Annotated in this window: 22 protein-coding genes; 9 read left to right on the top strand and 13 right to left on the bottom strand. The window is 72.3% G+C overall.

Annotated features, from left to right (window positions below; translation table 11 throughout):
- Positions 1-26: 26 nt before the first annotated feature.
- Positions 27-1,025 (top strand): glycosyltransferase family 2 protein, encoded by a 999-nt coding sequence (locus ACQPZX_RS31430; protein ID WP_433363058.1) that lies wholly within the window; start codon positions 27-29, stop codon positions 1,023-1,025.
- On the top strand, positions 1,022-3,361 hold the full coding sequence (locus ACQPZX_RS31425) for a hypothetical protein (protein ID WP_433363055.1): 2,340 nt from the start codon (positions 1,022-1,024) through the stop codon (positions 3,359-3,361). The genes ACQPZX_RS31430 and ACQPZX_RS31425 overlap by 4 nt, the downstream gene beginning before the upstream one ends.
- Here the strand turns inward: ACQPZX_RS31425 and ACQPZX_RS31420 are convergent.
- From ACQPZX_RS31420 to ACQPZX_RS31410, 3 genes are all read right to left on the bottom strand, one after another.
- The gene (locus ACQPZX_RS31420; RefSeq protein WP_433363052.1) at positions 3,358-4,263 is read right to left on the bottom strand and encodes an NADP-dependent oxidoreductase; all 906 of its coding nucleotides are present in this window, start codon (positions 4,261-4,263) and stop codon (positions 3,358-3,360) included. The genes ACQPZX_RS31425 and ACQPZX_RS31420 overlap by 4 nt on opposite strands.
- A gap of 54 nt (positions 4,264-4,317) precedes the next feature.
- Positions 4,318-5,451 carry a pentapeptide repeat-containing protein gene (locus ACQPZX_RS31415; RefSeq protein WP_433363050.1) on the bottom strand — a complete coding sequence of 378 codons (1,134 nt, stop codon included), beginning with the start codon at positions 5,449-5,451 and terminating at the stop codon, positions 4,318-4,320.
- A 441-nt stretch (positions 5,452-5,892) separates the two neighbouring features.
- Positions 5,893-6,354 (bottom strand): MarR family winged helix-turn-helix transcriptional regulator, encoded by a 462-nt coding sequence (locus tag ACQPZX_RS31410; protein WP_433363047.1) that lies wholly within the window; start codon positions 6,352-6,354, stop codon positions 5,893-5,895.
- A gap of 96 nt (positions 6,355-6,450) precedes the next feature.
- Between ACQPZX_RS31410 and wrbA the strand changes: the two genes are divergently transcribed.
- Together wrbA and ACQPZX_RS31400 are read left to right on the top strand one after the other, a co-directional pair.
- Positions 6,451-7,038, top strand: coding sequence for an NAD(P)H:quinone oxidoreductase (wrbA, locus tag ACQPZX_RS31405; RefSeq protein WP_433363044.1), 588 nt, complete (start codon positions 6,451-6,453; stop codon positions 7,036-7,038).
- Positions 7,035-8,432, top strand: a complete 1,398-nt coding sequence (locus ACQPZX_RS31400; RefSeq protein ID WP_433363042.1) for an MFS transporter — start codon at positions 7,035-7,037, stop codon at positions 8,430-8,432. Before wrbA ends, ACQPZX_RS31400 begins: the two co-directional genes overlap by 4 nt.
- A gap of 136 nt (positions 8,433-8,568) precedes the next feature.
- Here the strand turns inward: ACQPZX_RS31400 and ACQPZX_RS31395 are convergent, their stop codons facing one another.
- From ACQPZX_RS31395 to ACQPZX_RS31385, 3 genes are all read right to left on the bottom strand, one after another.
- Positions 8,569-9,924 carry an FAD-binding oxidoreductase gene (locus tag ACQPZX_RS31395; protein WP_433363039.1) on the bottom strand — a complete coding sequence of 452 codons (1,356 nt, stop codon included), beginning with the start codon at positions 9,922-9,924 and terminating at the stop codon, positions 8,569-8,571.
- Positions 9,925-10,016: 92 nt separating this feature from the next.
- Complete coding sequence (locus ACQPZX_RS31390; protein ID WP_433363036.1) at positions 10,017-11,675, bottom strand: LuxR C-terminal-related transcriptional regulator; 1,659 nt, start codon at positions 11,673-11,675, stop codon at positions 10,017-10,019.
- Positions 11,676-11,694: 19 nt separating this feature from the next.
- Entirely contained in the window at positions 11,695-12,309 is a 615-nt protein-coding gene (locus tag ACQPZX_RS31385; protein WP_433363033.1) for an FMN-dependent NADH-azoreductase, read from the bottom strand.
- An 83-nt stretch (positions 12,310-12,392) separates the two neighbouring features.
- Here ACQPZX_RS31385 and ACQPZX_RS31380 point away from each other — a divergent pair, with 83 nt between their 5' ends.
- A complete protein-coding gene (locus ACQPZX_RS31380; RefSeq protein WP_433363030.1) occupies positions 12,393-12,818 on the top strand; it encodes a MarR family winged helix-turn-helix transcriptional regulator in 426 nt (141 codons plus the stop codon).
- Positions 12,819-12,875: 57 nt separating this feature from the next.
- Positions 12,876-13,562: a fibronectin type III domain-containing protein gene (locus ACQPZX_RS31375; RefSeq protein ID WP_433363027.1), complete on the top strand. Its 687-nt coding sequence runs from the start codon at positions 12,876-12,878 to the stop codon at positions 13,560-13,562.
- Here ACQPZX_RS31375 and ACQPZX_RS31370 read toward each other — a convergent pair.
- From ACQPZX_RS31370 to ACQPZX_RS31340, 7 genes are all read right to left on the bottom strand, one after another.
- A complete protein-coding gene (locus tag ACQPZX_RS31370) occupies positions 13,555-13,917 on the bottom strand; it encodes a hypothetical protein (RefSeq protein WP_433363024.1) in 363 nt (120 codons plus the stop codon). The two genes, ACQPZX_RS31375 and ACQPZX_RS31370, sit on opposite strands and share 8 nt — an antisense overlap.
- A gap of 10 nt (positions 13,918-13,927) precedes the next feature.
- Positions 13,928-15,019: a hypothetical protein gene (locus ACQPZX_RS31365; RefSeq protein WP_433363021.1), complete on the bottom strand. Its 1,092-nt coding sequence runs from the start codon at positions 15,017-15,019 to the stop codon at positions 13,928-13,930.
- A gap of 10 nt (positions 15,020-15,029) precedes the next feature.
- On the bottom strand, positions 15,030-15,743 hold the full coding sequence (locus ACQPZX_RS31360) for an ABC transporter ATP-binding protein (RefSeq protein ID WP_433363018.1): 714 nt from the start codon (positions 15,741-15,743) through the stop codon (positions 15,030-15,032).
- The gene (locus ACQPZX_RS31355) at positions 15,736-17,592 is read right to left on the bottom strand and encodes an ABC transporter permease subunit (protein WP_433363015.1); all 1,857 of its coding nucleotides are present in this window, start codon (positions 17,590-17,592) and stop codon (positions 15,736-15,738) included. Before ACQPZX_RS31355 ends, ACQPZX_RS31360 begins: the two co-directional genes overlap by 8 nt.
- Entirely contained in the window at positions 17,589-18,458 is an 870-nt protein-coding gene (locus tag ACQPZX_RS31350; RefSeq protein ID WP_433363012.1) for a branched-chain amino acid ABC transporter permease, read from the bottom strand. The genes ACQPZX_RS31355 and ACQPZX_RS31350 overlap by 4 nt, the downstream gene beginning before the upstream one ends.
- Before the next feature lie 61 nt (positions 18,459-18,519).
- Positions 18,520-19,755 (bottom strand): amino acid ABC transporter substrate-binding protein, encoded by a 1,236-nt coding sequence (locus tag ACQPZX_RS31345; RefSeq protein ID WP_433363009.1) that lies wholly within the window; start codon positions 19,753-19,755, stop codon positions 18,520-18,522.
- Positions 19,756-19,766: 11 nt separating this feature from the next.
- Positions 19,767-21,440: an amidohydrolase gene (locus tag ACQPZX_RS31340; RefSeq protein ID WP_433363006.1), complete on the bottom strand. Its 1,674-nt coding sequence runs from the start codon at positions 21,438-21,440 to the stop codon at positions 19,767-19,769.
- Between the two features lie 299 nt (positions 21,441-21,739).
- Between ACQPZX_RS31340 and ACQPZX_RS31335 the strand changes: the two genes are divergently transcribed.
- From ACQPZX_RS31335 to ACQPZX_RS31325, 3 genes are all read left to right on the top strand, one after another.
- A complete protein-coding gene (locus ACQPZX_RS31335) occupies positions 21,740-22,549 on the top strand; it encodes an IclR family transcriptional regulator domain-containing protein (RefSeq protein ID WP_433363003.1) in 810 nt (269 codons plus the stop codon).
- A 51-nt stretch (positions 22,550-22,600) separates the two neighbouring features.
- A complete protein-coding gene (locus ACQPZX_RS31330; protein ID WP_433363000.1) occupies positions 22,601-25,297 on the top strand; it encodes a helix-turn-helix transcriptional regulator in 2,697 nt (898 codons plus the stop codon).
- Between the two features lie 64 nt (positions 25,298-25,361).
- Positions 25,362-25,979 carry a dihydrofolate reductase family protein gene (locus ACQPZX_RS31325; protein WP_433362997.1) on the top strand — a complete coding sequence of 206 codons (618 nt, stop codon included), beginning with the start codon at positions 25,362-25,364 and terminating at the stop codon, positions 25,977-25,979.
- Positions 25,980-26,144: the final 165 nt, after the last annotated feature.

Raw genomic sequence — 26,144 nt, 5'->3', positions numbered from 1 at the left:
CCCTCGTGCGCCGTGCAGAAGGAATGATGACAGTGCCGCAGCCCCTGGTGTCGCCGTTGGCCCTCTCCGTGGTGACCCCGATGTACAACGAACGCGAGGCGGTCGACCACTTCGTCGCGCGCCTGCGGCCGGTCCTCGACCGTCTCGGCGTCACGTACGAGGTCGTCGCGGTCGACGACGGCAGCCGCGACGCGACCGTCGCCCGGCTGCTGCAGCTGCGCGCCGACTGGCCGCAACTGCGCGTGGTGTCGCTGCGCCGCAACGCCGGCCACCAGGCGGCGCTCGCCGCCGGCCTGCGCTCGGCCCGCGGCGACTACGTCGTCAGCATCGACGCCGACCTGCAGGACCCGCCGGAGACGATCGGCGACATGATGGCCGCCGCCCGCGAGCAGGGCGTCGACGTCGTCTACGGCGTGCGCAACGACCGCAGCACCGACACCGTCTTCAAGCGGCGCACGGCCGGCATCTACTACTGGATGATGCGGCGCCTGGTCGGCCCCTGGGTGAGCGACCAGGCCGGCGACTTCCGGCTGATGAGCCGGGCGGTGGTGGACGTGCTCAACGGCCTGCCCGAGCAGCGGCCGGTGTACCGCCTGGTGGTGCCGTCGCTCGGCTTCTCCTCGACCGAGGTGACCTACGTCCGGGCCGAGCGGGTGGCGGGCGAGACCAAGTACCCGCTCAGCAAGATGATCAAGCTGACCCTGGACAGCGTCACCAGCTTCTCGGCGACGCCCCTGCGGATCGCCACCTGGCTCGGCCTGCTGAGCTTCTTCTTCTGCCTCGCGCTGGTGATCAGCGGCCTGGTGGCGTGGGGCTTCGGCGCGGTCGTGCCCGGCTGGACGTCGCTGTACGTCGCGGTGCTGCTGCTCGGCGGCATCCAGCTGATCTGCCTCGGGCTGCTCGGTGAGTACATCGGCCGCATCTACGCGGCCGTGCAGAACCGCCCGCAGTACCTGATCGGGATGGACACCGCCGACGAGACCAGCCCGTCCGTGGAAGAGATCGAGCTGGCCAACCACCGATGACGGCCGGCACCACCGAACTGCCCGTGGAGGCTTCCGAACAACCGGTTGCCCCACGCCCGCGGCACTGGCTTTCCCCGGGCTGGGCGGCGTTCCTGGTCGCGGTGGCCGGCACGGCGGCCAGCCTGCTGTACTACGACGTCCCGGCCGGCGATCTGCTCAAGTTCGCCGGCTACACGCTGCTGGCCGGCACCCTGCCCGGGACGCTGATCTGGCGCGCGGTGCGCGGCGGCGCCGGGGTGCTGGCGCTGGACGCGGCGTTCGGCACGGTCGCCGGCTTCGTCGTCGAGCTGCCGGTCTACCTGCTGGCCCGCGCGTGCGGCGCGCCGCTCGCCGTGCTCGCCTGGCCGATCCTCACGCTGGTCCTCTTCGCGGCGCTGCCCTCGCTGCGCCGGCACTGGCGGGGCAGCGGCGAGCGGATGCCGCTCGGCGTCTCCTGGACGGTCGCGGCCGCGATGCTCTACTGCATGGGCCGGGCCATGGCGCTGACCTTCCGCCAGACCGCGCCGACCGACCCGCACCGGCTCAGCATGATCCTGGACTTCCCGTTCCAGTTCGCCCTGGTCGGCCTGTTCAAGAACGGCGTGAAGCTGGACGTGCCGTGGGTCGACGGCGTCGGGCTCAGCTACCACTGGTACGTCTACCCGCACGGCGCCGCCGCCAGCTGGATCACCGGGATCGAGCCCGAGATCCTGATCCTGCGCCTGCTCGTGGTGCCGATGATCGCGGCGTTCCTGCTGGTCCTGGTGGCGCTCGCACACCGCCTCTCGGGCCGCTGGTGGGCGGGCGCGCTCGCGGTGGTGCTCGCGCTGGCCGGCACGGCGATTTCCCCGTACGCGTGGGGCGACCGGCCGATGTACAACGGCGTCATCACCGAGCACTTCTGGCAGAGCCCCACCCAGACGTACGCGGCGCTGCTCTGCGCCGCCGCGCTGTACGTGCTGGCCGACCTGCTCGGCGCCGGCTCGCGCCGCCGGGTCTCCTGGATCGCGTACGCGGTGCTGACCGGCGCGATGGCCGGCGCCAAGGCGACGTTCCTCCCGATCCTGCTCTGCGGCCTGGTGCTGGCCGTCGGCGTCCGGCTGCTGCGCACCCGCAAGCTCGGCGCCGAGGCGATCGCGCTGGCCATCACGCTGGCCTGGTTCGTCTTCGCCCAGCTGGTCCTCTACAGCGGCGGCGCGCAGGGCATGATCGTCGACCCGCTGCAGACGCCCAAGTGGACGATCCTGGGCTGGGCGGTCTTCGGCGGTCCGCGCCCGGCCAACCACTTCGCGGCGCTCTTCGCGCTGGCCGCCACCGCCGTGCTCGCCATGGCGATCAGCTGGGCCGGCCTGGCCGCCCTCGCCCGGCGCTCGTTCCGCTGGAACCCAATGGTGCACGTGCTGCTCGGCATCGGCCTGTCCGGCACGGGCGCGACCTGGGTCTTCGCGCACCCCGGCCTGAGCCAGGGCTACTTCGCCCGCTCGTCGAGCCCGTTGTTGGCCGTGCTCTCCGCCGTCGGGCTCGGCGCGCTGGTCCCGGCCGGTGGGCGGGCGCCACGCTGGTTCGGCCGGCTGCTCGCCGTCGCGGCCCTGCTCGGCGTCGGCGCCCTGATCGCCGTGCAGTTCACCGCCGGCCGGCTGCGGCCGCCCGGCCCCGCGACGTGGTCGGCGCTGCACGCGATCGGCCCCTACCTGCTGCTGACGGCGGTCCTGATCGGCCTGGCGGCGCTGCTGGCCGTCGCCGGCCGGCAGACCCACCTGGGCCGGCGGCGCACCGCCGCGGTGATGGCGGTCCCGTTCCTGGCCGCCTCGATCGCCACCGGCGTGCTCGGGGCCCGCGAGCTCTGGCCCGACGCGACCGCCGGGCACGCCAACCGGTATCCCGCGACCGCCGCCGTCATGCCGGCGGGCGTGGCCGAGGCCGGGCGCTGGCTGCGGGACCACTCCGCCCCCGGCGATCGCGTGGCCACCAACAGCCATTGCCGCCTCGGCGGGAACGGCTGCGACAGCCGCGACTTCTGGCTGTCCGCGTACTCCGAGCGGCACGTGGTGCTGGAGGGCTGGAGCTACACCGAGCCCGCCTTCGCCTCCGGCGGCCTGTGGGACTACACCCTGGCCGGCAGCCCCTTCTGGGACCCGGCCCTGCTGGCCGCGAACGACGAGATCTTCTACCACCCCACCGCGGCGAACGTGGCCGCCTTCACCCAGGCCCACCAGGTGCGCTGGCTGGTCGCGGTCGGCACGATTCCCGACCCGGCCCGCGGCGTGAAGCGGAACCTGCACGCCAGCCCCGCCCTGGCCCAGTTCGCCGAGGAGCGCTTCCGGGCCGGGGAGATCACGGTCTACCAGGTCCGCTAGGGAATCAGCACGATCTTGCCGCGGAGGTGGCCGGCCTCGAAGCGCCGATGAGCCTCGGCCGCCTCCGCCAGCGGGAACGTCGCCGCCACCCGGGTGCGCAGCCGGCCCTGCGCCACCGCATCAATGAGCCGGCGCAGCGCCGGCTGGTCCAGGCTCACCAGAGTCAGCTCCTGACGCACCCCGCGGGCGGGGTCGACCGGCGCGATGGGGCGGGTGCTCACCAGCACCCCGCCGTCGGCGACCGCCGCGATGGCCGGCTCGCCCATGGGCACGGCGTCGAAAACGGCCGGCGCCGGGCTCAGGCCGGCCGATCGCGGGAGCACGGTCGCCACGCCCAGGTCGCGCACCCACTCCTCGTCGTCGTACGTGGCCGAGGCCAGCACGGTGTGCCCGGCCTGCGTCGCCAACTGGGCCATGAAGCCGCCCACGCCGCCGCTGGCGCCCGTGACGAGCAGGGTGGTGGCCTCGGGCAGGGCGAGGATGTCGAGCGCCCGGTGTGCGGTCAGCGCGTTGAGCGGCACGGTCGCCGCCACGACCGGGTCGAGATCGGCGGGCAGCGGCACCAGCCACTCGGCGTCCGCCGCCACCAGCTCGGCGTAACCGCCGACCTTGCCACGCGTCAGATACCACGGGATCATCCCGGCGACGAGATCGCCCACGGCCAGGTCGGCGACGCCGTCACCGGCCGCCACGACTTCACCAGCGATGTCCCACCCGACGAGGAACGGCGGCTGCACCGGCCCGCCCGGGATCTGCCCCACCCGGGCGGCGATGTCGGCGGGATGTACACAGACCGCGCGGACCCTCACCAACACTTGGCCGGGACCGGGCACGGGATCGGGCAACTCGTCGATTTCCAGGACTTCCGGCCCACCCAGGGCGGTGACCACGGCGGCACGCATGAACGCATCCTACGGCCACTGTGGACGAATGCCCGTGCGGCAGTTGTTCCGAATCTAACCGGGCCGCCTGCCGATGTGGGGCGTGTATTGAGGACCAGCCCACTTGCGAATGCAGTCGGGGGAATCCGGGGCATCCTCGGCGGGACGCAGCACTCCGGGCGGCAGAGTTGTCGATGCGTCCACGTGCGAACAGGCCACCTGGACGGTGACCACGCCGGTGGCCTTCAGATCCGCGCCTATCAGGACCGTGCCGTCCAGATCCGCGTAGGTCAGGTCCGCGGCGTGCAGGTGCGCGCCGGTCAGGTCGGCCAGGTTCAGATTCGCGTGGCTCAAGTTGGCGTTCTTCAACTCTGCGCCGTTCATCTCCGCTTCGGTCAGGTGCGCTTCTTTCATATCGGCGCCGGTCAGATTCGCGCGGAGCAATTTCGCGGAGGACAGATCCGTGGCGAATCCCTGCGTGCCGGACAGGTTTGCGCCGCTCAGGTTCGCATTTGTCAGATCCGCGCCGTTCAGAATCGCGCTGGACAGGTCTGCGCCCGACAAGTCCGCGCCGGAAAGGTCCGCATATGTCAGGTCCGCGCCGGACAGGTCTGCCGCGGACAAGTTCGCTCTGCGCAGTCCGAGCAGTGCTCTGGTGAGGTCGAGTCGGGCGTGCTTCTCGGGGTCATGGCGGCGGCCCAGGACAGTTATCGCCGCTCGGATATCCGCTGGCGAGTCGGGTGTCTCCGGAGGGAAGCGTGCCACAAATGGCGTGTGCGTGCGCACGAATGCACAGAGGACTTCTATGACGGTGTCCTCGTCCTCGGGCGAGTCTTTCATCAAGGTTTCCAGGGCGTAGATGCCGCCGAGCCGGACACCGAGCTTGTCGGCGCCCTCCTGACCGAGCTGGTCGACGGCCGCGACGAATCGGTCCGCGCGCTGTCCTTTGAGTGCAAGGTCCTGCTGCTCTTGAGTGGTCTTGCGTTGCAGGCTCAGCTGGTCGCGGTTGAAGCTGTTGGTCAGATACAGGCCGACGGCAACCAGCAGTACCGATACAAGACCGCCGATCGCCGCACCACGTTGCCACCAGTCGGGGCGCGGCGCCGGCGTTGCGGGTGGCCGCCTTGGGCGTAGCCCCTGCTTGAGGCGTCCGCTCGGGCGTGAGGTCTGTCCCCGCGGTGGCTGGGTGTCGGCGCCGTGCTGGGTCATCCGGCGACGATCCTGAGGGCTCACGCCCGCCATTGTTGAGCATCGCCCCAAGCCGGTGAAGGTGCGCACGTCCGCGCGCCGGCCCGGACCGCCTCTCTGGGACGAGCCGATGGCGCCGGCGCCCGCAGCACGTAGTCGACGAGGGTTTCGAGCTCGATGGTGCTGTGCAGGGCGCGTCGGATCTGATCTGCCCGGCGTCGCGGGCCGCGACCAGCCGTCCGCGATGCGCGGTCCGAACAGCACCTCCTTGAGCCGTGCGCGAGTTCGGTGTTGTGGTGGGTGTCGGCGATCAGCCCGACCAGGGCGCGGCCGAACCGCTGGTCGTTCAGCAGCCCGCGGCGACGGTCTCCACCGTGACCGGGCCGTAGCCCTGGCGACTGGTGCTCCTGGCCGCCCTCGCGCTCGTGCTCCTCGCTCGGGGCTCGCGCGCGCGGCCCCTGATCACGGCCGGCGCGCGGACCGGTGGGTAGCACGGCGGGCGTCGACGTTGTTGGCGAGCATGGTCAGGACGCCGGGCAGGTCGGCCACGGTCCTGGCGGGCAGGCCGGCCACGGTCTCCTCGGCCAGTTCGCACCACAGCTGCCTGACCCGGTCGGCGAGCGCCCGGCCGCTGTCGGTCAGCTCCACGACGCTGGCGCGCTTGTCGACCGGGGCCGGCGTGCGCCGCAGGTGGCCGGAGGCTTCGAGCTTGCGGGCCATGAGCGTGACACTCGGCGGCTCGATGCTGAGCGCCTGGCTGAGCTGCGCCTGGATCATCGGGCCGGTGCGGGCCAGCTCGAGCAGGAGGGCCTCCTGGCCCGGGTGCAGGCCGAGCGGCGCCAGCAGCTCCGCGGCCCGGGCCCGGTGACGCAGGCTCAGCAGGCGGATCGCCTGGTTGACGCCATCGGCTTGATCGAAGTCCACGAGAAACCCCCCTTGACAGAACTAGTTACGCGCATAACATTATTCGCATAACGTTATGCGCGTAACTAACTCTACGACATGCCGCAGGAGGAAACCATGACCGCGAACGTCGCCGTCATCTACTACAGCGCCACCGGATCCGTGCACGCGCTCGCCCGGGCCGTCGCCGAGGGCGCCACCGAGGCCGGCGCCCAGGTGCGGCTGCGCCGGGTCGCCGAGACCCCGTTCGCCGACATCCCCCCGGCCGCGGTCGAGGACCTGGCCTGGGCCGACGCGTACGCCTTCGGCACCCCCTCGCGGTTCGGCACGCCGGCCGCCCCACTCAAGCACTTCATCGACGAGGCGGTCGGGCTGTGGCAGGAGGGTGCCCTCGCCGACAAGGCGGCCACCGCCTTCACCTCGGCACACAACCGGCACGGCGGAAGCGAGGCCACCCTTCTGTCGCTGGCCAACGTCTTCTACCACTGGGGCGCGGTCATTGTTCCACCCGGCTACACCGACCCGGCCGTGTACGCCGCCGGCGGCAACCCGTACGGCACCACCGCCGTCTCGGGCCCGGCCGGAGAGGATCTGCAGACCGCGGCCCTTGATGCGGCCCGCTACCAGGGGCAACGGCTGGCCCGGACCGCGATGCTCTTGCGTGCCGGCAGTGAGATGCTCGCCGGGACGGCGGTCCACGCATGACCACCAGCGAGGCGTTGCCCGCCACACCGGTCCGCTCGTCCTGGATCCTCCTGGCGCTGGCCTGCGCCTGCCAGTTCATGGTCATCCTGGACGCGTCCATCGTGAACGTCGCCCTGCCCGCTGTCGACCGCGACCTCGGCTTCGCCGGCGCCGGCCTGGCCTGGGTCGTCGACGGCTACCTGCTCGCCTTCGCCGGGTTCATGCTGGCCGGTGGCCGCGCCGCCGACCTGTTCGGCCCCCGCCGGATGCTGACCGCCGGCCTGCTCCTGTTCTCCGGAGCGAGCCTGGCCGCCGGGCTGGCCGCCGCTCCCGCGGTCCTGGTGGCGGCCCGTATCGCTCAGGGCGTCGGAGCCGCCCTGCTGGCCCCGGCGACCCTGGTCGTGATCAACATCTACTTCACCGGCGTACGCGAGCGCGCCCGGGCGTTCGGCGCCTGGTCGGCCGCGGGAGGGGTGGGCGGCATGGCCGGCGCCCTGGCCGGCGGCGCCCTCACCACCGGCCTGTCCTGGCGGTGGGTGTTCCTGATCAACGTCCCGATCGGGGCGGTGCTGATCGCCCTGGCCCTGACCCGGCTGGCCCACGCGCCCGCCCGGCGCGGGCCGCTCGACCTGCCCGGCGCGATCTGCGGGACCGCTGGCCTGGCCGTCCTGATCTACGGGGTGATGTCCAGCACCGACCGCCCGGCCGTGGTGCCGATCGTGGCCGGTCTGCTCCTGCTGGGCGCGTTCGTGCTCATCGAGGCGCGCGCCGCCCGGCCGGTCCTGCCCCTGCGCCTGCTGCGCATCCGGGGCGTGGCGGTCGGCGGTCTCCTGCTGGTCCTCTTCGGAGCCATCGCCATCGCCATGTGGTACTTCACCGCGCTGTTCCTCCAGGAGATGCTCGGCTACAGCGCGTTGCAGGCCGGACTCGGCCAGACCCCCGCCGCGCTGGCCTTTGTGGCGGTCGCACGCCAGGCCGCCCCGCTGTTGCCGCGCCTCGGCGTCCGTCCCCTGATCCTGGCCGGATGCGCCCTCTTCGTGGCCGGGTTCGCCTGGCTGGCCCAGGCCGGCGCCGGCACCGGCTACGCCACTGGCGTGCTCGTCCCCTCGCTGTTGGTCGCGGCCGGAATCGGGCTGGTCTTCCCGACCCTGATGGCGGCCGCCACCGCCGACGCCCCCGCGGGCGAGGCCGGCATCGTCGGCGGGATCGCGGCCACCGCCCAGCAGGCGGGCGGCGCGATCGGCCTGGCCGCGCTGGCGACGCTCGCCTCCGGCTACGACCGGGTCTTCCTGACCGCCGCCGGGATCGCCGTGGTCATCGCCGCGCTCGGCCTCCTGCTGCCGCGTCAGCGCAGCGCAGCACACGGCGACGCCGACCACGGAACGCGATGTTCGCCCGCTACGTCGGGGACGTGACCGAGATCGCCGATGGCGACATCCTGGTCGTCGGCGACGCCCTGACCACCCGGCACGTCCTCACCGGGCGGGTCGGACCCCAGATGGGAGAGGCCATCAAGCTGCCGTCGTGAGAACGCCCGGCGAGACGTAGGGGTCAGGGGCGGATGTTGCGGTTGGAACGGAAGATGTTGGCCGGGTCGTAGCGCCGCTTGATCTCGACCAGACGCGGGTAGTTCGCGCCGTACGTGGCGCGCACGCGGGCGTCCGACTCGTCGGGTCCCTGGAAATTGATGTAGGTGCGCCCCAGCCCGTACGGCCGGATGCGGTCGCCCCCCTCGGCCACCCACTCGCGGAAGCGAGTCTCCTGCGTCTCCCCGGGCGGCCACATGCCCTTGACCCCGACGACGTAGCGCGCGTCACGGTTGCCGACGGCGCCGTCGTCGGCGGGGCGTTCGTTGAGCGCGCCGCCCAGGTGCAGCAGGCCGATGTCGGCCATCGGGGCGGGGCAGTCGGCGAAGAGCTCCCGCATCGTGCCGAGCAGGTCCCCGGACAGCTCGGCCAGGAACTCGGACCGCCAGTCGTAGTGCATGCCCTCCGGCTCGGTGTCGTCCAGATAGGACTGGATGCCGGTGTACTGGGTGCGGGAAAGCTGGTCGAGGACCGGCTTGCCCAGGGCCCGCAGCGGCGCGACCGCATCGTCGGCGGTGCGTGGATCGCCCGTGTAGCAAACGGCCATGGCGCACAGCTTGCGGCCCTGCCACTCGGGCGGGACGAACGGCGCCGGCGGCGCGGTCAGCAGGCTGAGCCAGACCGCGAGCTCCCGGGGCGCCGCGGCCGTGATGGCGCGGTAGCCGTCCATGATTTCCGCGGCCCGCTCGAACGGCCAGGCGATCAGCCCGCCGTAGACTTCCGGGCCCACGGGGTGCAGGCGATAGGTGAAGCTGGTGACCACCCCGAGGTTGGCGCCGGCACCCCGGAGTGCCCAGAACAGGTCGGGCTCGGCGTCGCGGCCGATCCGGCGTACGGCGCCGTCGGCCGTCACCACCTCGGCGGCCAGCAGGTTGTCGACCGTCCAGCCGAAGCGCCGGGTCAGCACGCCCAGCCCGCCGCCCAGGGTGAGCCCGGCGACCCCGACCCGGGAGACGAACCCGAGCGGCGTGGCCAAGCCGTGTTCCTGGGTCGCGCGGTCCACGTCGGCCAGCCGGCAGCCGGCGCCGACCGTGGCCGTCCGCGCGCCGGGATCCACTGTGACGTCCCGGAATGCCGACATGTCGATGGCCAGCCCGCCGTCGGCCAGCGCCGTGCCCCCGATGTTGTGCCCGCCGCCGCGTACGGAGACGGCCAGGCCCTGCTCACGGGCGAACGCGACGGCGGCCGCCACGCCCGCGGCGTCGACCGGCGTCACCACCATGGCCGGCCTCCGGCGGATCCGGCCGTTCCACAGCCGGGTCGCCGCCTCGTATCCGGCGTCCTCAGGGGTCAGTACCGTGCTCATCAAGGTGTCTCGCATGCCCCAAGACGCTAGGTAGCGAGACCGGGACGCCGCGTCGGGCGAAATGCGCGTCGCGGCCTCACCCCGGATGGGCATTTATACGTACGGCGTCAGACGAGCCCCCGCTCGTACGCGTACGCGGTGGCGGCCGAACGGGACGGCAGGCCGAGCTTGGCGAGGATGTTGCTGACGTGCCGGGCGACTGTCCGCTCGCTGAGGAACAGGTCGGCCGCGATGCTCCGGTTGCTCTTGCCCGCCGCCACTAGCCGGAGCACTTCCAGCTCGCGCGGGGTGAGGCCGCCGGCGCCGGTCGCGCGCCGTCCCGACAGCTCCGCGAGGGCCGCCAGGTCGGGCGCGGCGCCCAGCCGCGCGAAGACCGCGGCGGCCGCGTCGAGCTCGAGCCGCGCGGTGTCCTCGTCGCCGGCCTCCCGGCAGGCCAGCCCCAGCAGGACCCGGACGCTAGCCGCCTCGTACGGCGCGTCCAGCTCGTGCCACAGTTGCCAGGCCCGGCGCAGGGCGGTGAGCGTGTGGCTGGTCGCGCCCTCACCGCCGGCCGCCATCGCCCGCAGCAGCGGCATGTCCAGCCGGAAAGCCACCTCGGACAGCTCGGCGGCGGCCCGCGCCGCGCCGGCCGCCTCTCCGGTCGCGAGCAGGATGTCGACGGCGGCGGCGAGCAGCGCGGGGCGGATCGCCGGGTCGGCCAGCTCACCCAGGGCCCGCTGGATCGCGGCCCGCGCCGCCTCCGGACGCCCTTGCGACAGCCGCAGGCGAGCGAGCCCCGGCTGCGGTTGCCGGCCCCACTCGTTGGCCTCGCGATAGGCCGCCTCGGCCGCCGCGAACTCGCCCCGCAGCCGGTGCAGCTCGGCGACCACGTACAGGGCGGCGCCGGCCGCGGGATGCGGCGGCCGGGTCAGGTGCTCGGCCGCCGACCGCGCAGCCTCGGCCGCCTCGTCCCACGCGCCGCGCAGCAGCATGATCTCGGCGCGGTGCACGAGGCACTGCCCGCGGTACGGCACCAGGTCGGGCTGGGACTCGCACCACTGGGTCAGCGCCACCGTCCACTCCCGGGCCCGGAGCAGGTCGAACACCTCCTGGCACCCGTCGATGACCGTGCAGTAGAGGTTTCCGGCCAGCGCGGGGGAGACCTCGTCGGCCAGGACGGTCACCATCACCTCGTCGAGCAGCGCCATGCCCGAGGCGGTGTCGCCCTGGCGCAGGTGGGCCCGGCCCTGCACGCATCGGGCGAGGGCGACCAGGTCGGGGTCGCCGCAGCGTTCGCCCAGCTCGACCGCCGCCTGGGTCTCGGCGATCGCGCGGGGACAGTCACCCGCCTCGACGTGCTGGATCGCGTCGGGCAGGGCCAGGTAACCCCGTTCCGCGCAGTCGCCGCGGCCCTCGCCCTCGCGCTTGCCTTCGCCCTTGCTTTCGCCCTTGCTTTCGCCTTCGCCGAGCTGGCGGCGGCCCTTGGCGAGCCATCCGGCGGTCTGCGCGTACTGTCCCCGGTTGAGCAGGCCGAACGCCAGCCAGAACGCGCAGCGGGCGGCTCGTTCGTGCTCTCCTCGGGCGGCGGTCTCGTGGTGCGCCCGCTCCCAGACGCCCGTGCTGACGTCGTCGCGGCCCAGCAGGTACGCCGCGGTGGCCAGCAGCTCCAGGTCGTCGACGGCCAGCGGCGACTGCCGGTCGGCCGCCGCGAGATCGCGGTACGCCTCCGCCCAGGCCCGCCGGCGGAAGGCGAGCCTGCCGCTGTCGAGTGCCTCGTTCGCCGTCATCCGAGGCAACGCTACCGGTTCAGAAACCTTTCGCGAGGTCCCGCGCCTCGGCGTGGGCCTGCCGCCGGCCCTCCTCCGCCTCCGCCGTCGCCAGGTTGGGCCGGAAGTGCACGGTGCGAATGTCGTCCACACCGGCCCAGCGCAGCCAATCCTCGAGATAGGGCGCCTGGAAGTCGGCGCCGAAAGCGGGGGAGCGGCCCGGCCCGTACACGGCGCTGGTGTAGATGACCGCCGCCCGCTTGCCCTTCAGCAAGCCGCTGTAGCCCGCGACCGGGTCGAAGCCGAACACCAGTCCGGGCTGGCTCACCACGTCGATGAACTGCTTGAGGATGTACGGGATCCCGGCGTTCCACATCGGGACGCTGAACAGGTAGGTGTCGGCGGCGTCGAAGCGGTGGAAAGTTTCCACGGCGGCCTGCCACTCCGGGCCCTCGGGTTCCTCGCCGGCGAAGACGGCCATCTTGGCGGCGGCCGCGGGCGGTCCGAAGGCGGGCAGCGTGCCGTCCCAGAGGTCGAACTCCTCGACCGGCACGTCCGGCGACACCGAGCGGAAAGTTTCCAGGAAAGTGGCGGCGATCGCGCGGGACTCGGACCGGTCGCCGCGCGGGGAGGCGGCGATGTGCAGCAGTGTCATGGCGACTCCTTCAAAGAATGCGTGCGCACGCACATTCTTACCCTGGTGCGTGCGCACGCACAAGAATTCGGTAGCCTGCGGTGATGAGCGACACCGACGTGGCGTCCTGGGCGGCCTTGCTGCGGGTGCACGCGGCCCTGGTCCCGCGGATCGACCGGGAGCTGCAGGCCGCCTGCGGGCTGCCGCTGACCTGGTACGACGTGCTGCTGGAGCTGAACTCGGCGGCCGGACGCCGGCTGAGCATGAGCGAGCTGGGCGACGTGGCGGTGGTGAGCCGCACCCGGGCGAGCCGCGTGGTGGATCAGCTCGCCGAGGCCGGCCTGGTCGCCCGCGAGACCAACCCGGAGGACCGCCGCTCCGCGTACGCGACGATCACCGAGGCGGGGCGGGCGAGGCTGCGGGCCGCCGCGCCGGTCTACCTCGCGTCGATCCGGCGGCACTTCACGTCGCGGATGACGGCGGCGGAGTCGGCGACGGTCGCGGCCGCCCTGGAGAAGGTCCTGCCTTGAACGGGTGATTCAGCGCTGTTCCAGGGGCGCTCCAGCGCGGGGTGCGACGGTCCCGGCATGAAACGTTTTTGGAAGTCCCTTGGCGTGGTCGTGGTGGCGGCCGCGGCTTCCGTGGCCCTGGTCGCTCCGGGCTCGGCGCAGGCGGCGGCCGACACGACGCCGCCGACCGCGCCCTCCGGCCTGACCGTGACGGGCCTGTCGTTCACCTGGGCGACGCTGGCGTGGAGTCCCTCGACCGACAACTCGGGCTCGCTGTACTACGAGGTCACCATCGACCTGCCGAGCGGGCCGTACTCGCCCAACCCGTCCGAGGACACGACGGTGCAGTTCGGCGGCTTGGAGGCCGGCCACACGTACACCGTGTCGGTGCGGGCGCTCGACTACGCCGGCAACGCCTCCGCGCCGGTGTCGACGCACTTCACGACCTTGGCCCGCACCGTGCCACCGCCGACCGCGCCGGCCAACCTGCGCGGCGTCCTCACCGGCGGCGTGCTGACCGGCATCGCCTGGGACCCCTCGGTCTTCAGCGGCCACGTCTCGTACGTGCTGTGGTCCGGCTCGACCCAGTTCTGGTCGACCTCGAAGACCAGCGTGACCGTGCGTGAGCTCGTCTTCGACGCCGAAGCGGTGCACCCGGGCGGCGCGTACACGCTCAAGGTCCAGGCCATCGGAACCGACAACTACCTGTCCGACTTCAGCGCCCCGCTGACCGTCACGATCCCCAAGACCGTGCCCGTCAGGTAACCGGCGGCGATCGCCGGACGGCACCGGAGGCCGCCACCTCCGGTGTCTTCGCCGTGACCGGCGGGGCAACGCGGACCGGGCGCCGCCGGCACGCCACCAGCACGAGCCCGGCGACAATGCCGATCCACGGGTGCGGCAGCCCCTCGATCCCGGCCGGAACCGCCTCGGCCACCAGCAGAACGCCGGCGAGGAGCAGCCGGTCGAAGCGGTCGAGCAGCGCCCAGTAGGCCAGCGCGATCGCCGCGAAGACGCCGATGCTGCGAGGCGGAAGGCCGCACACCCACAGCACGACGGTGGCGACGAGAACGACGGCCGAGAGCGCCACTCGCTTGCGACGAAGGTCCAGGCCGTGCACCTGCAAGATCCTAAAGGGGGCCCGCCGACGATCGGCGGAGGGCCTCGCGCAGCACGGGTGGCATGGCCGCCAGCGCCGCCGCGGTGTATTCGACCCGCTGCCCGCCCGACCACGTCGTCAGGTCCGCCGGGCGGCTCCGGGCGCAGCGGTCGCAGCGGCCGGTGGCGCCGGTGGGGATGAAGCGGGCGCACGCCGGGCAGCGGTCGCGGGTGCGGAGCGGGCGGCGCCGGACGTTCCGCTGCCAGACGGTGAGGCGGTCGGGGATGCCGGGCCACGACGGCAGCGCCAGCTCCTCGGTGACCGTCCAATTCAGATCGAGCTCGCGGTGCAGGCGCGGGGTGCCGGCCGGGCCGTCCTCGTCGCCGCCGATGAGCAGCAGGACGTCGGCGCGGTAGGCGCGGACCGCCGCATAGCCGGCCGCGTCGTCGAACGGCGGTGGCCAGCACAGCAGCAGGGTCCGGCCGGGATGGGCGCGCACCGCGTCGACCGCCGACGAGGACGCGACCGGAAACCAGGTGCTGCCCGCTCGGTGGTAGGGGTTGTCGCCGCGGCCGGGCGGGGTGATGTCGGTGGCTACTACGTCGGCGCCTTCGGCAGAGAGAAGCGACGCCCAGTAGCCGGTGCCGGCGCCGACCTCCAGCAGCGGGCCGTAGGAGGCGATCAGTCCGAGGGCGGCGGGGGAGGGGATCGCCCAGGAGTACAGCGAGGCGAGCTCGCGCCGCCGGGCGTCGAGGTCGAGGACCCGGGCGACGGCGGCGGGGATCCGCATCGGGCCCGGGCCGGGCGGGGCGCCGGTCAACAGGGCGACCAGGTCCGCCAGCGGGAGGTGACCGAGGCTCTCGGCGTACGAGAAGAAACGACCACGGGCCGTGCGCCACTCGACCTCGGTGACCACGACGTCGGCGCATCTTGCGGCGTAGGCCGCGAAAGTGGTCAGCGCGGCGAACTCCTCCCAGCCGGGCGGCCGCAACCACGGTGAGTCGAAAGGGTAGGGCTCGCCGGGCACGAGGTGCCGCCACCGCGCCGGTCCACAAGGGACGGCGGCGGAACCGCAGCCGGCGCAGATCGGATGGCCGTCGACCACGACGCGACGGCCATCCATCAGCAGCGGCTCACAAGCCGAGCACACTGCGGCGCACCTCTTCGCTGTCGCGCATCGACGCGGCGGGACCGGAGGCGACCACCCTTCCCTCGCCGAGCAGATAGGCCCGATCGGCGATGGCGAGAGCGCGCTCGACGTCCTGCTCGACCACGACGACGCTGACGCCGGAGGCGACGATCCGGCGGATCGCGTCGTATACCTCGTCGACCCGCACCGGCGCGAGGCCCAGCGACGGCTCGTCGAGCAGCAGCAGGGTCGGCTTGGCCATGAGGGCGCGGCCGATCGCCAGCATCTGCTGCTCGCCGCCGCTGAGGTTGCCGGCGAGCTGGCCGGACCGCTCGGCCAGCCGGGGAAACAGTTCGCGAACGGTGCCCAGGGTTTCGCGAAACGAAGCGCGGGCGCCGCGCCGATACGCGCCGAGCATGAGGTTGTCGGTGACGGTCATGCGCGGGAAGATGCGCCGGCCCTCGGGGACGACCGCGACGCCGTGCCCGCAGACCCGATGGCCGGGCAGCGCGGTGGTTTCCGTGCCGTTGACGGCGATGCGGCCCGCGGTGGCGGGGTGGATGCCGGCGATGGCGTTGACCAATGTGGACTTGCCGGCGCCGTTCGGGCCGACCACACAGACCGTTTCGCCGGCGCCGACCCGCAGGGCGACGTCCCACAAAGCACGCGCGTCGCCGTAGCGGACGTCGAGACTTTCCACTTCCAAGACGTCAGACATGGGCCTGCCTTCCCAGATACGCCTTCACGACCTCGGGATCGCTCATCACGGCTCGCGGTTCGCCGTCGGCCAGCACGGTGCCGCGGTCGAGCACGACGATCCGGGTGGCGAGCTGGTTGAGCACCCGCAGCAGGTGCTCGACGATGACGACGGTGATGCCGCCGGCGTGGATGCGCCGGACGACCTGGACCGCGTTGTCGACCTCGGCCGGGTTGAGCCCGGCGAGGGCCTCGTCGAGCAGCAGCACCTTGGGTTCCGCGGCGATCGCCCGGGCCATCTCCAGCAGTTGGCGTTGATGCAAGGTCAGATTCATCGGGTACGCGTCCGCGAGGTGCCCGAGCGACACGGTGGCGAGGTGTTGCTCGGCCAGGGGACGCGCTTCCCGCAGCGAGTGCGCGCGCCGGCCGAACATGATGGCGGTGGCGACGTTGTCCCGCACGGTCATCGAGGCGAACGGCTTCGGGATCTGGTAGGTGCGGGCGAGCCCGACGTGCGCGATCTGATGCGGCGCGAGTTTCGCCGTGCCGGCGCCGCCGATCCGGATCGTGCCCGCGCTGGGCCGGTAGGTGCCCGACAGCAGGTTGATGAGCGTCGTCTTGCCGGAACCGTTGGGCCCGACCAGGCCGATCAGCTCACCCTCGCGGATGTCGAGACTGACGTCGTCGAGCGCGTGCACGCCGCCGAATCGCTTGGCGACCCCCTGGCATTCAATGAGAACGTCGCCGAGCTCGGGTGCGCCGCCGGGCTGGGCTGTGGCCGGGACGGATGCGGCGGCGGGGGCGGTGGGTGCGTGCCGGGGAGCGGGCGGGCGGCGGCCGAAGAGGACTGCGGTCAGGGCTGCCGCGAGCATGCCGGCTAGGACCCAGTCGAGCTCCTCCCCCCAGACGTTGATGATGCCGAGGAAGCCGCCTACCACTAGGAAAGCGGCGAGCGACAGCCAGGGGCAGGCCCGCAAGCGGCTGTACAAGCCGTTCGGGGCGATCGCGACCAGCACCGCGAGGACCGCGCCGAGGATGATGGCGTTCCACTCCTCGAGGCCGTAGGAGGAGAGCCGGTCCTGCAGCACCACGATCAGCGTCGCGCCGATGACCGGGCCGAGCCAGTGGGTGCGCCCGCCCAGCACCGCCATCACGATGACGAACAGGGGGATCGTGAGGCCGAAGACGCTCTCGACCGTGACGAAGCCGATCTGCAGCGCGAACACGCTGCCGCCGAGGCCGCCGATGACCCCGCCGGCGACGATGGCGAGCATCTTGTACCGGTAGGTGGGCACGCCGAGCACCTCGGCGACATCCTCGTCGTCGTGGATGGCGGTGAGGGCCGATCCCGCGCGGCTGTGCTGCACCCCGGACGCGAAAAACACCGCGACCGCCGCGACCAGGACCGCCAAGATGTACTGGAACTGCTGGAAATCGCCGAAGGCGGACGGCGGCGGCACCGTGGTGCCCTGCCCGCCGTCGATGTCCCGGTTGATGCGGGCGAAAGCCGAGAGGATGAACGGGACGGCGAGCGTCAGCAGCGCGAAAATTTCCCCGCGCAGCGAGCCGAGCCGGAAAGCCACCGCCCCGATCCCGAGCGCCAGCAGTCCACACAGGACGGCCGCGAGCGGCAGCGTCCAGAAGAAGTTGACGCCGTGCCGGCCGGTGAGGACCGCGGTCGTGTAGGCGCCGACGCCGACGTAGGCGGCCTGGCCGAAGCTGAAGTAGCCGGCGTAGCCGGAGAGCAGGTTCCAGCTGGTGGTCTGCGCGATCCAGAAGCAGATCGTGCCGATCAGCACGAGGTAGAACGACGGTATCTCGGTGAATCCGAGTGCCAGCAGGGCGACGACCGCCACGGAAAGGGATTTCATCGGACCGCCCCCAGCGCGAAGAGCCCGCGCGGCCGCAGCAGCAGCGCCAGGATGATGGCCGAGAACAGCACGAACGGCGCCGTCGCCGGGGACCACACCACCGACACCACCCCGGAAAGCACACCGACCAGGATTCCGGCGGCGAAAGTTCCGGCAACTTCGCCGATGCCCCCGAGGATCACGACGGCGAAGACGATGCCGAACCATTCGTACGCGGTTTCCGGCGTCATCGCGTTGCCGAGCGCGAAAATCGTGCCCGCCAGCGCCGCCGTCGCCCCGGAGAGGCCGCCGAGCGCGAGGCTGAGCCGCCGGTGGTTCATCCCGAAGGCGCCGGCCACCGCGCTGTCCTGGGCCACGGCCCGCAGCGCGCGGCCGGCGAAGGTGCGCCGCAGCGCGAGGTGCGCGCCGAGCACGACCAGCCCGGCGATCACGAAACCGAGCAGCGTGCTGATCGGGAAGACCAGGCGCCCCAGGCTCACCGACTCCGTGGCGTACGGATTGATGTCCGCGGTCATCCGCCGGAAGTCCGCCGACCAGATGTTGGCGGCCACCTGGATCGTGATGATCAGCAGGCCGAAGCTGATCAGCAGCGAGTTGAACTCGCTCACCGCGAGCCGGTCGAACAGCCACTGGAGCCCGGCGCCGGCCACGAACAGGGCGGGCACCGTGACCACGAGCGTGAGCAGCGGGTCGATGCCCCACGACGTGGCGAGCTGATAGGTGAGGTAGGCGCCGATGAGGATCAGCCCGAAGTGGGCCAGGTTGATGATCCGCAGCACGCCCCAGGTCGCGGAGAGGCCGAGGGCCATCAGGGCATAGAGGCCACCGATCAGCGCGCCGCTGAGGATGGCCTGGACGACATTCATGCGGGTCCACCTCTGGGTTCGGATCGGGGCGGCCGTTTCGCAGCGGCCGCCCCGGGAGTGGTCACTTGATGGGCGCGGCGGCCTTGTCCGCCGGCCAGACGGTCACCCAATCGCCGTTCTGGATCTGCTTGAGCGTCTGGGTGGTCGGCCAGAAGTTGTGGTCCTTCGGGTCGAAGGTCAGGTGGCCGCTGAAGGTCGTGTCGGCGCCCTTCTCGTGGAGGGCGTCGCAGATCTTCTTCTGGTCGGTGCCGCCGGCCGCCTTGACCCCGTCGGTGAGGATCTGCCAGGCGTTCCAGGACGCGGTGGCCTGGGTCTCGAAGACCTTGTACGGCAGCTTGGCCTCGGTCGCCCGCTTGGTGAAGTCGTTGACGATCTCGGTCGCCTCCGGCGGCAGCTTCGCGAGCGTCGCCTGGTTCGGCTCGAACATCGACACCGACAGCATGCCCTCGGCCTGCGCGCCCGCGGCCAGCAGCGGCCCCGGCGCCGGGAAGAGCGCGAACATCTTCTTCGGCGTGTAGTTGAGCTGCTTCATCGCCGTGAGGATGTTGACCGCGTCCACGCCGAGCCCGTTGTCGATGACCAGATCCGGGTTGGCGTCGCGCACCTGGGTGGCGATCGGCGCCCAGTCGGTGGTGGTCGGCGGGTAGTGCACGTTGACCGCCACCTCGAGGCCGCGCTCCTTGGCGATGCTGAGCACGCCGGCCTTGTCGTCGCCGAAGCCGTCCGAGACGAACGCCGCCGAGCCGCTCTGGCTGGTCAGCACCGCGATCTTCTTGGGCGCGGGGTTCAGCGTGGCGACCGCGTCGAACAGCTGGGTCGGGATGAACGAGTTCGGCGTCGGGCCGATCGACCAGGCCGGGAACTGGCACTCGTAGGTGAGCTGCGGCGCGAGCACGGCGGTGTGCTGGGGGAGCACGTAGCCGTGCCGCTGGGCCACCGCCATCGCCGACAGGATGTTCGGGGTGGCGTACGGGCCCATCAGCAGGTCCACCTTGTCCTGGCTGATCAGCCGCTCGTAGAGCTGGCTCACCTTGGACTGGTCGGACTGGTCGTCGACGACTTTCCACTCGACCTTGCGGCCGAGCAGTCCGCCGGCCGCGTTGAGCCGGTCCACGAACTCCTCACCGGCGATCTTGTGGATCGCGCCGGTGGCGGCGAACGCGCCGGTCAGCGAGAGGGTCGAGCCGACCACGATGGGGTCGCTGTCGCCGGCCTCGTCACCGCCCCGGTTGCAGCCGGCGACAGCGACGGACAGGGCGACAGCGGTCGCTAACGCGGTGAAGGAACGTCTGCGCATGAAGGAAACCCCTAACGGCAATCGCCGGAGTCGTGGACCACCGCGCCGCCGACCACGGTCAGCACGGAGCGGATCTTCTTGAGGCCCTCGGCCGGGACGGTGAAGTAGTCGTCGTTGAGCACCGCGAGGTCGCCGAGCCGGCCGACCTCGAGCGAGCCCAGCAGGTCCTCGTCCTCCCCGCCCAGGAACCACTGGTTCTGCCGGGTGTAGAGGCTGAGCAGCTCCTGCCGGGTGATCTGCTGGTTCGGGTTGATCTGCACGCCGCGGGCGTTCTTGCCGGTGGTCGCGTAGTAGGCGTGGATCCACGGGTTCATCGGCGCGATCTGCATGCCGTCCGAGCTCATGCCGGCCGGGATGCCGTTGTCGACGATCATCCGGAACGGCGGGCCGGACTGCGGGCCGTTGCCGGCCAGGTACTGCCAGCCGGTCAGGTTGACGCCGCCGCCGATCGCCTTGAGCCGGTTGACGTACTCGGGGGTGATCTGCGGGACGTGCGCGACCACCCACCGCAGGTCCTCGACGCCGACCTCGGCGTGCACCGTCTCGAACGCCTGGATCTGGGTCTGGAAGTCGGAGCCGGACAGCGAGTGCACCTCGATGCGCCAGCCGGCCTTCGCGGACCGGCGGGCGGCCTCGAGGAAGACCGGGCCGCCGAAGTAGCTGGCCGCGATGAACTCGCCGATGGCACCCGTACGGACCATGTCGTTGCCGAAGAACTTGAAGGCGTTCTGGATCCGGTTGGTCAGCGTGGTGACGTTGGTGTCGGTGTCCTGGTGCAGGAAGTTGATGCGCAGCCGGACGATGCCGCGGCCCTCGTCGTACACCCGCAGGAACGGCAGGTGCATCGCGTAATTGTCCTCGTGCGCGGCGCCGTCCGAGGGCGTGTTCGTGGCCTGGAACGCGCCCTGGTCGAGGTGGGTGGTGATGCCCACCTCGGCGGCGTACGCCATCGCGTCGAGCGTGCTACGCACCCGGTCGTCGAAGGTCAGGGTGCGGCGCAGCGCGAGGGTGGCCTTGCCGGTCTCGGCGCCGCCGGCGATCGAGCCGTCCGCGCCGACGGTCACCGGGATCTCGGCCGCCTCGAAGAACTTCTTGCCGAGACTATTGGTCACGCTCGGGCCGGTGAAACCGATGCTGACGTACGCGGGGTGGTGCGGCAACGCCTTGTCGAGCTCGGCCAAGGTGGGCAGCCGCACCTCCTTGAACTGGTTGAAATGGAACCCGCCGATGGTCGTGACGAACTTGCCGGCCGGCACCTTCTTCGCCCGGTCCCGGAAGGTGTTCTGCACGTCCGCGACGGAGTACGCGTTCTCCAGCGGCGTGTGGTACCCGGGCCGGTTTCCCATCAGGACGATGTGGTTGTGGCAATCGATCAGGCCCGGCACCACGGTGCGGCCCCGCAGGTTGATCGTGCGCGGGTTGCCGTCGAAGGCCCGCTTGGCGGTCCGCTCGTCGGTGCCGACGTAGACGATCCGGCCGTCCTTGATCGCGACGACCGAGGCGATCCGGTTGCGGCGGTCCATGGTGTGGATGCGGCCGTTGTACAGGACCAGGTCGGCGCTGAGGCTGCCGTCCTTGAAGTCCTGGTGGGCGAGGGCGGGCGTGTTTCCGGTGACCGCGGCGGCGGCTGCGGCCGCCCCGGCCACGGCGCCGCTGCGGAGGACGGTACGGCGGGAGATGGTCATGCTTTCGACACCTCTTCTGCTTTTCGGACGCAGAGAAACGGGTGAGTGGGACAGCCTGGAGGCGGGGGCGGGCGCATCCGGGCGTGCGCCATCGACCGGCGCCCGGCGGGGGTTGCCGCGGCGTCGGATCGGTGGTGGTGTTGTCGGGAGTCGGACATCCGTCCGCTAGGCGGACCGGAGTGAACTCACAATGCGCCGCCCTCGTTGAACCGTCAAGACTTCGGCTGGAAACATTTGCTTCACTGAGCGGACTAATGTTCGCTGGACGGACCCGGCACGACCGACCACATGGGGGAGCCATGCCCGATCGCGGCGAAGGCCCCGACTTCATCGAGGCCCTGGCGCGGGGCCTCGACGTGCTGCGCGTGTTCAGCGCGGACTGCCCGCGCCCGACGCTGAGCCAGGTCGCGGCGGCCAGCGGGCTGACCCGGCCGACCGCGCGGCGGTTCCTGCTGACGCTGCGCGAGCTCGGCTACGTGCGCCCGGCCGGCACCGGCTTCGAGCTGACCCCGCGCGTGCTCGACCTGGGCATGGCGTACATCGGCTCGCAAAGCCTGTGGGATCTCGCCCGGCCGCACCTGGAGGCCCTGGTGGCCCGCACCGGCGAGTCGTCGTCGATGACCGAGCTCGACGGCTCGGACATCCTCTACACCGCGCGGGTCGCGGTTCCGAAGATCATCGCGTTGCGCGTCGAGATCGGCACCCGGTTCCCGGCCGCCGTGACCGCGCAGGGCAAGGTGCTGCTGGCCGCCATGCCGCTGGACCGGGCGGCCGAGGTGCTCGCGATCCCCAGCCGCTCCGGGGTGCGGCCGTGGACCGGGCCGCCGGCCGCCGGGCAGCTGCACGACCTGCTCTGCGAGGTGCACGCGCAGGGCTGGGCGATCGCCGACAACGAGCTGGCGCCGGGGGTGCGGTCGATCGCCGTGCCAGTGCGCGACGGCAGCGGCGAGGTGCGGGCGGCCATGAACGTGACGGTGAACGCCGGCGAGACCGAGATCAGCACGCTGACCGAGGAGTACCTGCCGTACCTGCGCGAGGCGGCCGCCGCGATCGAGGAGGACTGGGCCCGCTGGCAGTCGCGTCCACAAAGTGAGATCCCGGCGCCGTGAGGTCCGTTGACCGGACTTTTGTCCGGCGTGATCATGGGTAACCTCCTTCCCGTGCCGGGGTTCGAGCTGCGCGGGCGGCAGCGGGAGCGGGAGACGCTCGAGCGGCTGCTGCGCGACGTCCGGGGCGGGCGCAGCCGTGTCCTCGTGCTGCGCGGCGAGATCGGCGCCGGCAAGTCCGTGCTGCTCGACCATCTCGCCGAGACCGCCACCGGCTGCCAGGTCGTCCGGGCCGCCGGGGTCGAGCCCGAGGCCGACATCGCGTACGCGTCATTGCAATTGCTCTGCTCGCCCCTGCTCGGCCATCTGGGCCGCCTGCCCGGACCCCAGCGCGACGCGCTCACCACCGCCTTCGGCCTCAGCGGCGGCAAAGCGCCCCAGCCGCTGCTGCTCGGGCTGGCCGTGCTCGGGCTGTTCGCCGAGGCCGCCATCGAGCGCCCGCTGGTCTGCCTGGTCGACGACGTGCAGTGGCTCGACCAGATGTCCGAGCTGATCCTCACGTTCGTCGCCCGGCGGCTGGACGCCGAGTCGGTCGCGCTGGTCTTCGCCGCCCGCGACACCACCGACGAGCGGGTGCTGCGCGGGCTGCCCGAGCTGCCGGTCGGCGGCCTGCCCGACGCCGAGGCGCGCGACCTGCTCGCCTCGGTCGTGCCCGGGCCGATCGACGGCCGGGTCCGCGATCGCATCATCGCCGAGACCGCCGGCAACCCCCTCGCGCTGCTGGAGCTGCCCCGCGGCCTGACCAGCACCGAGCTGGCCTTCGGCTTCGGCAGCCCCGGTCTCGCCGGCCGTGTGGAGGACGGCTTCCAGCGGCGGATCGCGGCCCTGCCGGACGACGCCCGGCGCCTGCTGCTGGCTGCCGCCGTCGAGCCGGTCGGCAACGTCTCGCTGCTCTGGCGGGCGCTCGAGGTGCTCGGCATCGACCCGTCCGCCGCCGCCGAGGCCGAGGCCGCCGGGCTCATCACCGTCGGCACCCGGGTCCGCTTCCGGCACTCGCTGGTGCGCTCGGCCGCGTGGCACTCCGCCGACGCCGCCGACCTGCGCGCGGTGCACGCCGCGCTGGCCGAGGTCACCGACCCGGCGCAGGACCCCGACCGCCGCGCGTGGCACCGCGCCCACGCCGCCCTCGGCCCCGACGAACAGGTCGCCACCGAGCTCGAGCAGTCCGCCGGTCGCGCGCTGGCCCGCGGTGGACGGTCGGCGGCCGCCACCTTCCTCGAGCGCGCCGCCGAGCTGACCCTCGACCTCAACCGGCGTGCCTCGTTGCTGCTCGCCGCGGCCCAGGCCCGTCTGCAGGCCGGCACGCCCGCCCTGGTCCCCGACATGCTCGCCGCCGTCGAGATGACACCGCTCGAACCGTTGCAGCGCGCCCAGGTCGAGCGGCTGCGCGCGCAGCTGGCGTTCCTGCTCAACCCCGGCCGCGCCGCCGGGCCGCCGCTGCTCGCCGCGGCCGAGCGCCTCGAGTCGCTCGACCCGGTGGCGGCCCGCAACGCGTACCTCACCGCCGTCGGCGCCGCCCTGCACGCCGGCCGGCTCGGCGGCGACGACCTGCGCCGGGCCGCCACTTCCGCCCGCCGGGTCGAAGCGGGCGACGACTTCCCCGGCATGCTGCTGACCGGCCTCACCGCGTGGGCGCTCGACGGGTACGCCGAGGCCCAGCCCGCGCTGAGCCGGGCCCTCGCGGCGCTCACCGCCGACGAGCACCTCTCGCTGCTGTGGATGGCCGCGCCGGCCGCGCACGAGCTGTTCGAGCTGGGCACGGCGTACCGGATAACTGACCGGGCCGTCCGCTACGCCCGCGAGACCGGCACCCAGTCGCTGCTGCCGATCGCGCTGTCCTACCGGGCCGGCACGCTGCTGTTCATGGGCCGCTTCGCCGACGCGGCCGGCCTGCTCGACGAGGGACAGAGCCTCGCGCAGGCGACCGGGATCGCCTTCCCGCAGTTCGCCTCGCTCGCGTTGGTCGCCTTCCAGGGCCGCGCCGAGCCGGCACTGAAGATCATCGACTCGATGACCGCCGACGCGCGGCGGCGCGACGAGGGCCGGCTGCTGGGCCTGAGCGAGTACGCCCGTGCGGTGCTCTACAACGGACTCGGCGACTTCCCGGCCGCGCTGGCGGCGGCGCGCGCGTCCATCTCGTACCAGGACATGGCCCTGTACGGGTGGACATTGCCCGAGCTTGTCGAGGCGGCGGTGCGGGTCGGCGACGAGACGGTCGCGCAGGACGCCCGGGAACGCTTGGCCGCGCGCGCCGACGCCGCCAGGAACGCGTGGTCGGAGGGGATCTGGGCGCTGGGGGAGGCGCTCGCCGGGCCGCCGGCGCGCGCGGAGGAGCGGTACCGCCAGAGCATGGAGCGGCTCAGCGCCGACGGCGTCTCCCTGCTCGTGGCGAGGACCCGTCTCCTGTACGGCGAGTGGCTGCGCCGCGAGAACCGGCGCGCCGACGCCCGGGCCGAGCTGCGGACCGCGTACGAGGCGTTCGCGGCGTTCGGCGCCGAGGCGTTCGCCGAGCGGGCCGGCCGCGAGCTGACCGCCACCGGCGACGCCGTGCCCAAGCGGGTCGCCGGGCCGCGGCAGGAGCTGACCGCGCAGGAGGCGCACATCGCCCGGCTGGCCGTCGCGGGCCGCACCAACCCCGAGATCGCCACGGCGATGTTCCTGAGCCCGCGTACGGTCGAATGGCATTTGCGGAAAATTTTCACCAAGCTCGGCATCACCTCCCGGCGCGAGCTGGCCACGGCCCTGCCCTGACCGATGAGTTCCGCCGGCCGCGCCGGTCTACATCCTCGACAACCGGACCGAAGGGACCAGCATCATGGCGAAGGTCATCTCCACGCTGTTCATCTCCGCCGACGGGGTGGCCGAGATCGACCCCGAATGGCACTTCCCCTACTTCGACGACAACATGGGCCGAGCGGTGGGTGAGGACTACGAAACCTCGGACGTGCTGCTCATCGGCCGCGTGACCTACGACAGCTTCGCGGGGGCGTGGCCCGGCCGCGAGGAGGCCGGCGGCGACGACGCGACTTTCGCGAAACAACTCGGCGACGTACGGAAAGTTGTCGTTTCCCGGCAGCCGCTGTCGTTCACGTGGCGCAACTCGGAGCTGCTTTCCGGCGACCTGGTCTCGGCCGTGGCCGCGCTGAGGGCGGATCCGGGCGTCAAGGGGATCCTGATCCCCGGCTCGCTGTCGGTGGTGCAGCAGCTGCTCGCGGCGGGGCTGGTCGACGAGCTGCGGCTGCTGGTGCATCCGGTGGCGGCTCGCAAGGGGCGGCGGCTGTTCGACGAGGGCGACACGCCCTACCACCTGACGGTGACGGCGAGCGAGGTCTTCCCGACCGGGGTGATCCGGGTCATCTACGCGCCGGCCGAGACGCCGGCGAAGGTCGTCTACGACGACGTCAAGGGCAAGGTGCCCACCGAGGACGCGTAGCCCGCGCCACCCGGCCCGCCACCACCATCCGTGTGCGGCGCCTGCCCGGGTGCGGCGCCCGCATATGGGCTCCGCCTACCGTGCGCGGCGCTCGCCCGCGTGCGGGCCCGCATATGGGCTCCGCCTACCGTGCGCGGCGTTCATCCGCGCGGCGCTCATCGGCGC

The sequence above is a fragment of the Actinoplanes sp. CA-142083 genome (assembly GCF_050942195.1).
Lineage (GTDB): Bacteria > Actinomycetota > Actinomycetes > Mycobacteriales > Micromonosporaceae > Actinoplanes.
The sequence above is the reverse complement of the archived record's forward strand: the minus strand, read 5'-3'. Positions and strand labels throughout refer to the sequence as shown.

Coding starts and splice junctions, on each gene's coding strand:
- ACQPZX_RS31355 (WP_433363015.1), bottom strand. CDS start 17,592: ATGAAATCCCTTTCCGTGGCGGTCGTCGCCCTGCTGGCACTCGGATTC.
- ACQPZX_RS31340 (WP_433363006.1), bottom strand. CDS start 21,440: ATGACCATCTCCCGCCGTACCGTCCTCCGCAGCGGCGCCGTGGCCGGG.
- ACQPZX_RS31345 (WP_433363009.1), bottom strand. CDS start 19,755: ATGCGCAGACGTTCCTTCACCGCGTTAGCGACCGCTGTCGCCCTGTCC.
- ACQPZX_RS31400 (WP_433363042.1), top strand. CDS start 7,035: ATGACCACCAGCGAGGCGTTGCCCGCCACACCGGTCCGCTCGTCCTGG.
- ACQPZX_RS31415 (WP_433363050.1), bottom strand. CDS start 5,451: ATGACCCAGCACGGCGCCGACACCCAGCCACCGCGGGGACAGACCTCA.
- ACQPZX_RS31380 (WP_433363030.1), top strand. CDS start 12,393: ATGAGCGACACCGACGTGGCGTCCTGGGCGGCCTTGCTGCGGGTGCAC.
- ACQPZX_RS31375 (WP_433363027.1), top strand. CDS start 12,876: ATGAAACGTTTTTGGAAGTCCCTTGGCGTGGTCGTGGTGGCGGCCGCG.
- ACQPZX_RS31350 (WP_433363012.1), bottom strand. CDS start 18,458: ATGAATGTCGTCCAGGCCATCCTCAGCGGCGCGCTGATCGGTGGCCTC.
- ACQPZX_RS31430 (WP_433363058.1), top strand. CDS start 27: ATGACAGTGCCGCAGCCCCTGGTGTCGCCGTTGGCCCTCTCCGTGGTG.
- ACQPZX_RS31390 (WP_433363036.1), bottom strand. CDS start 11,675: ATGACGGCGAACGAGGCACTCGACAGCGGCAGGCTCGCCTTCCGCCGG.
- wrbA (WP_433363044.1), top strand. CDS start 6,451: ATGACCGCGAACGTCGCCGTCATCTACTACAGCGCCACCGGATCCGTG.
- ACQPZX_RS31360 (WP_433363018.1), bottom strand. CDS start 15,743: ATGTCTGACGTCTTGGAAGTGGAAAGTCTCGACGTCCGCTACGGCGAC.
- ACQPZX_RS31335 (WP_433363003.1), top strand. CDS start 21,740: ATGCCCGATCGCGGCGAAGGCCCCGACTTCATCGAGGCCCTGGCGCGG.
- ACQPZX_RS31385 (WP_433363033.1), bottom strand. CDS start 12,309: ATGACACTGCTGCACATCGCCGCCTCCCCGCGCGGCGACCGGTCCGAG.
- ACQPZX_RS31365 (WP_433363021.1), bottom strand. CDS start 15,019: ATGGATGGCCGTCGCGTCGTGGTCGACGGCCATCCGATCTGCGCCGGC.
- ACQPZX_RS31420 (WP_433363052.1), bottom strand. CDS start 4,263: ATGCGTGCCGCCGTGGTCACCGCCCTGGGTGGGCCGGAAGTCCTGGAA.
- ACQPZX_RS31395 (WP_433363039.1), bottom strand. CDS start 9,924: ATGCGAGACACCTTGATGAGCACGGTACTGACCCCTGAGGACGCCGGA.
- ACQPZX_RS31425 (WP_433363055.1), top strand. CDS start 1,022: ATGACGGCCGGCACCACCGAACTGCCCGTGGAGGCTTCCGAACAACCG.
- ACQPZX_RS31325 (WP_433362997.1), top strand. CDS start 25,362: ATGGCGAAGGTCATCTCCACGCTGTTCATCTCCGCCGACGGGGTGGCC.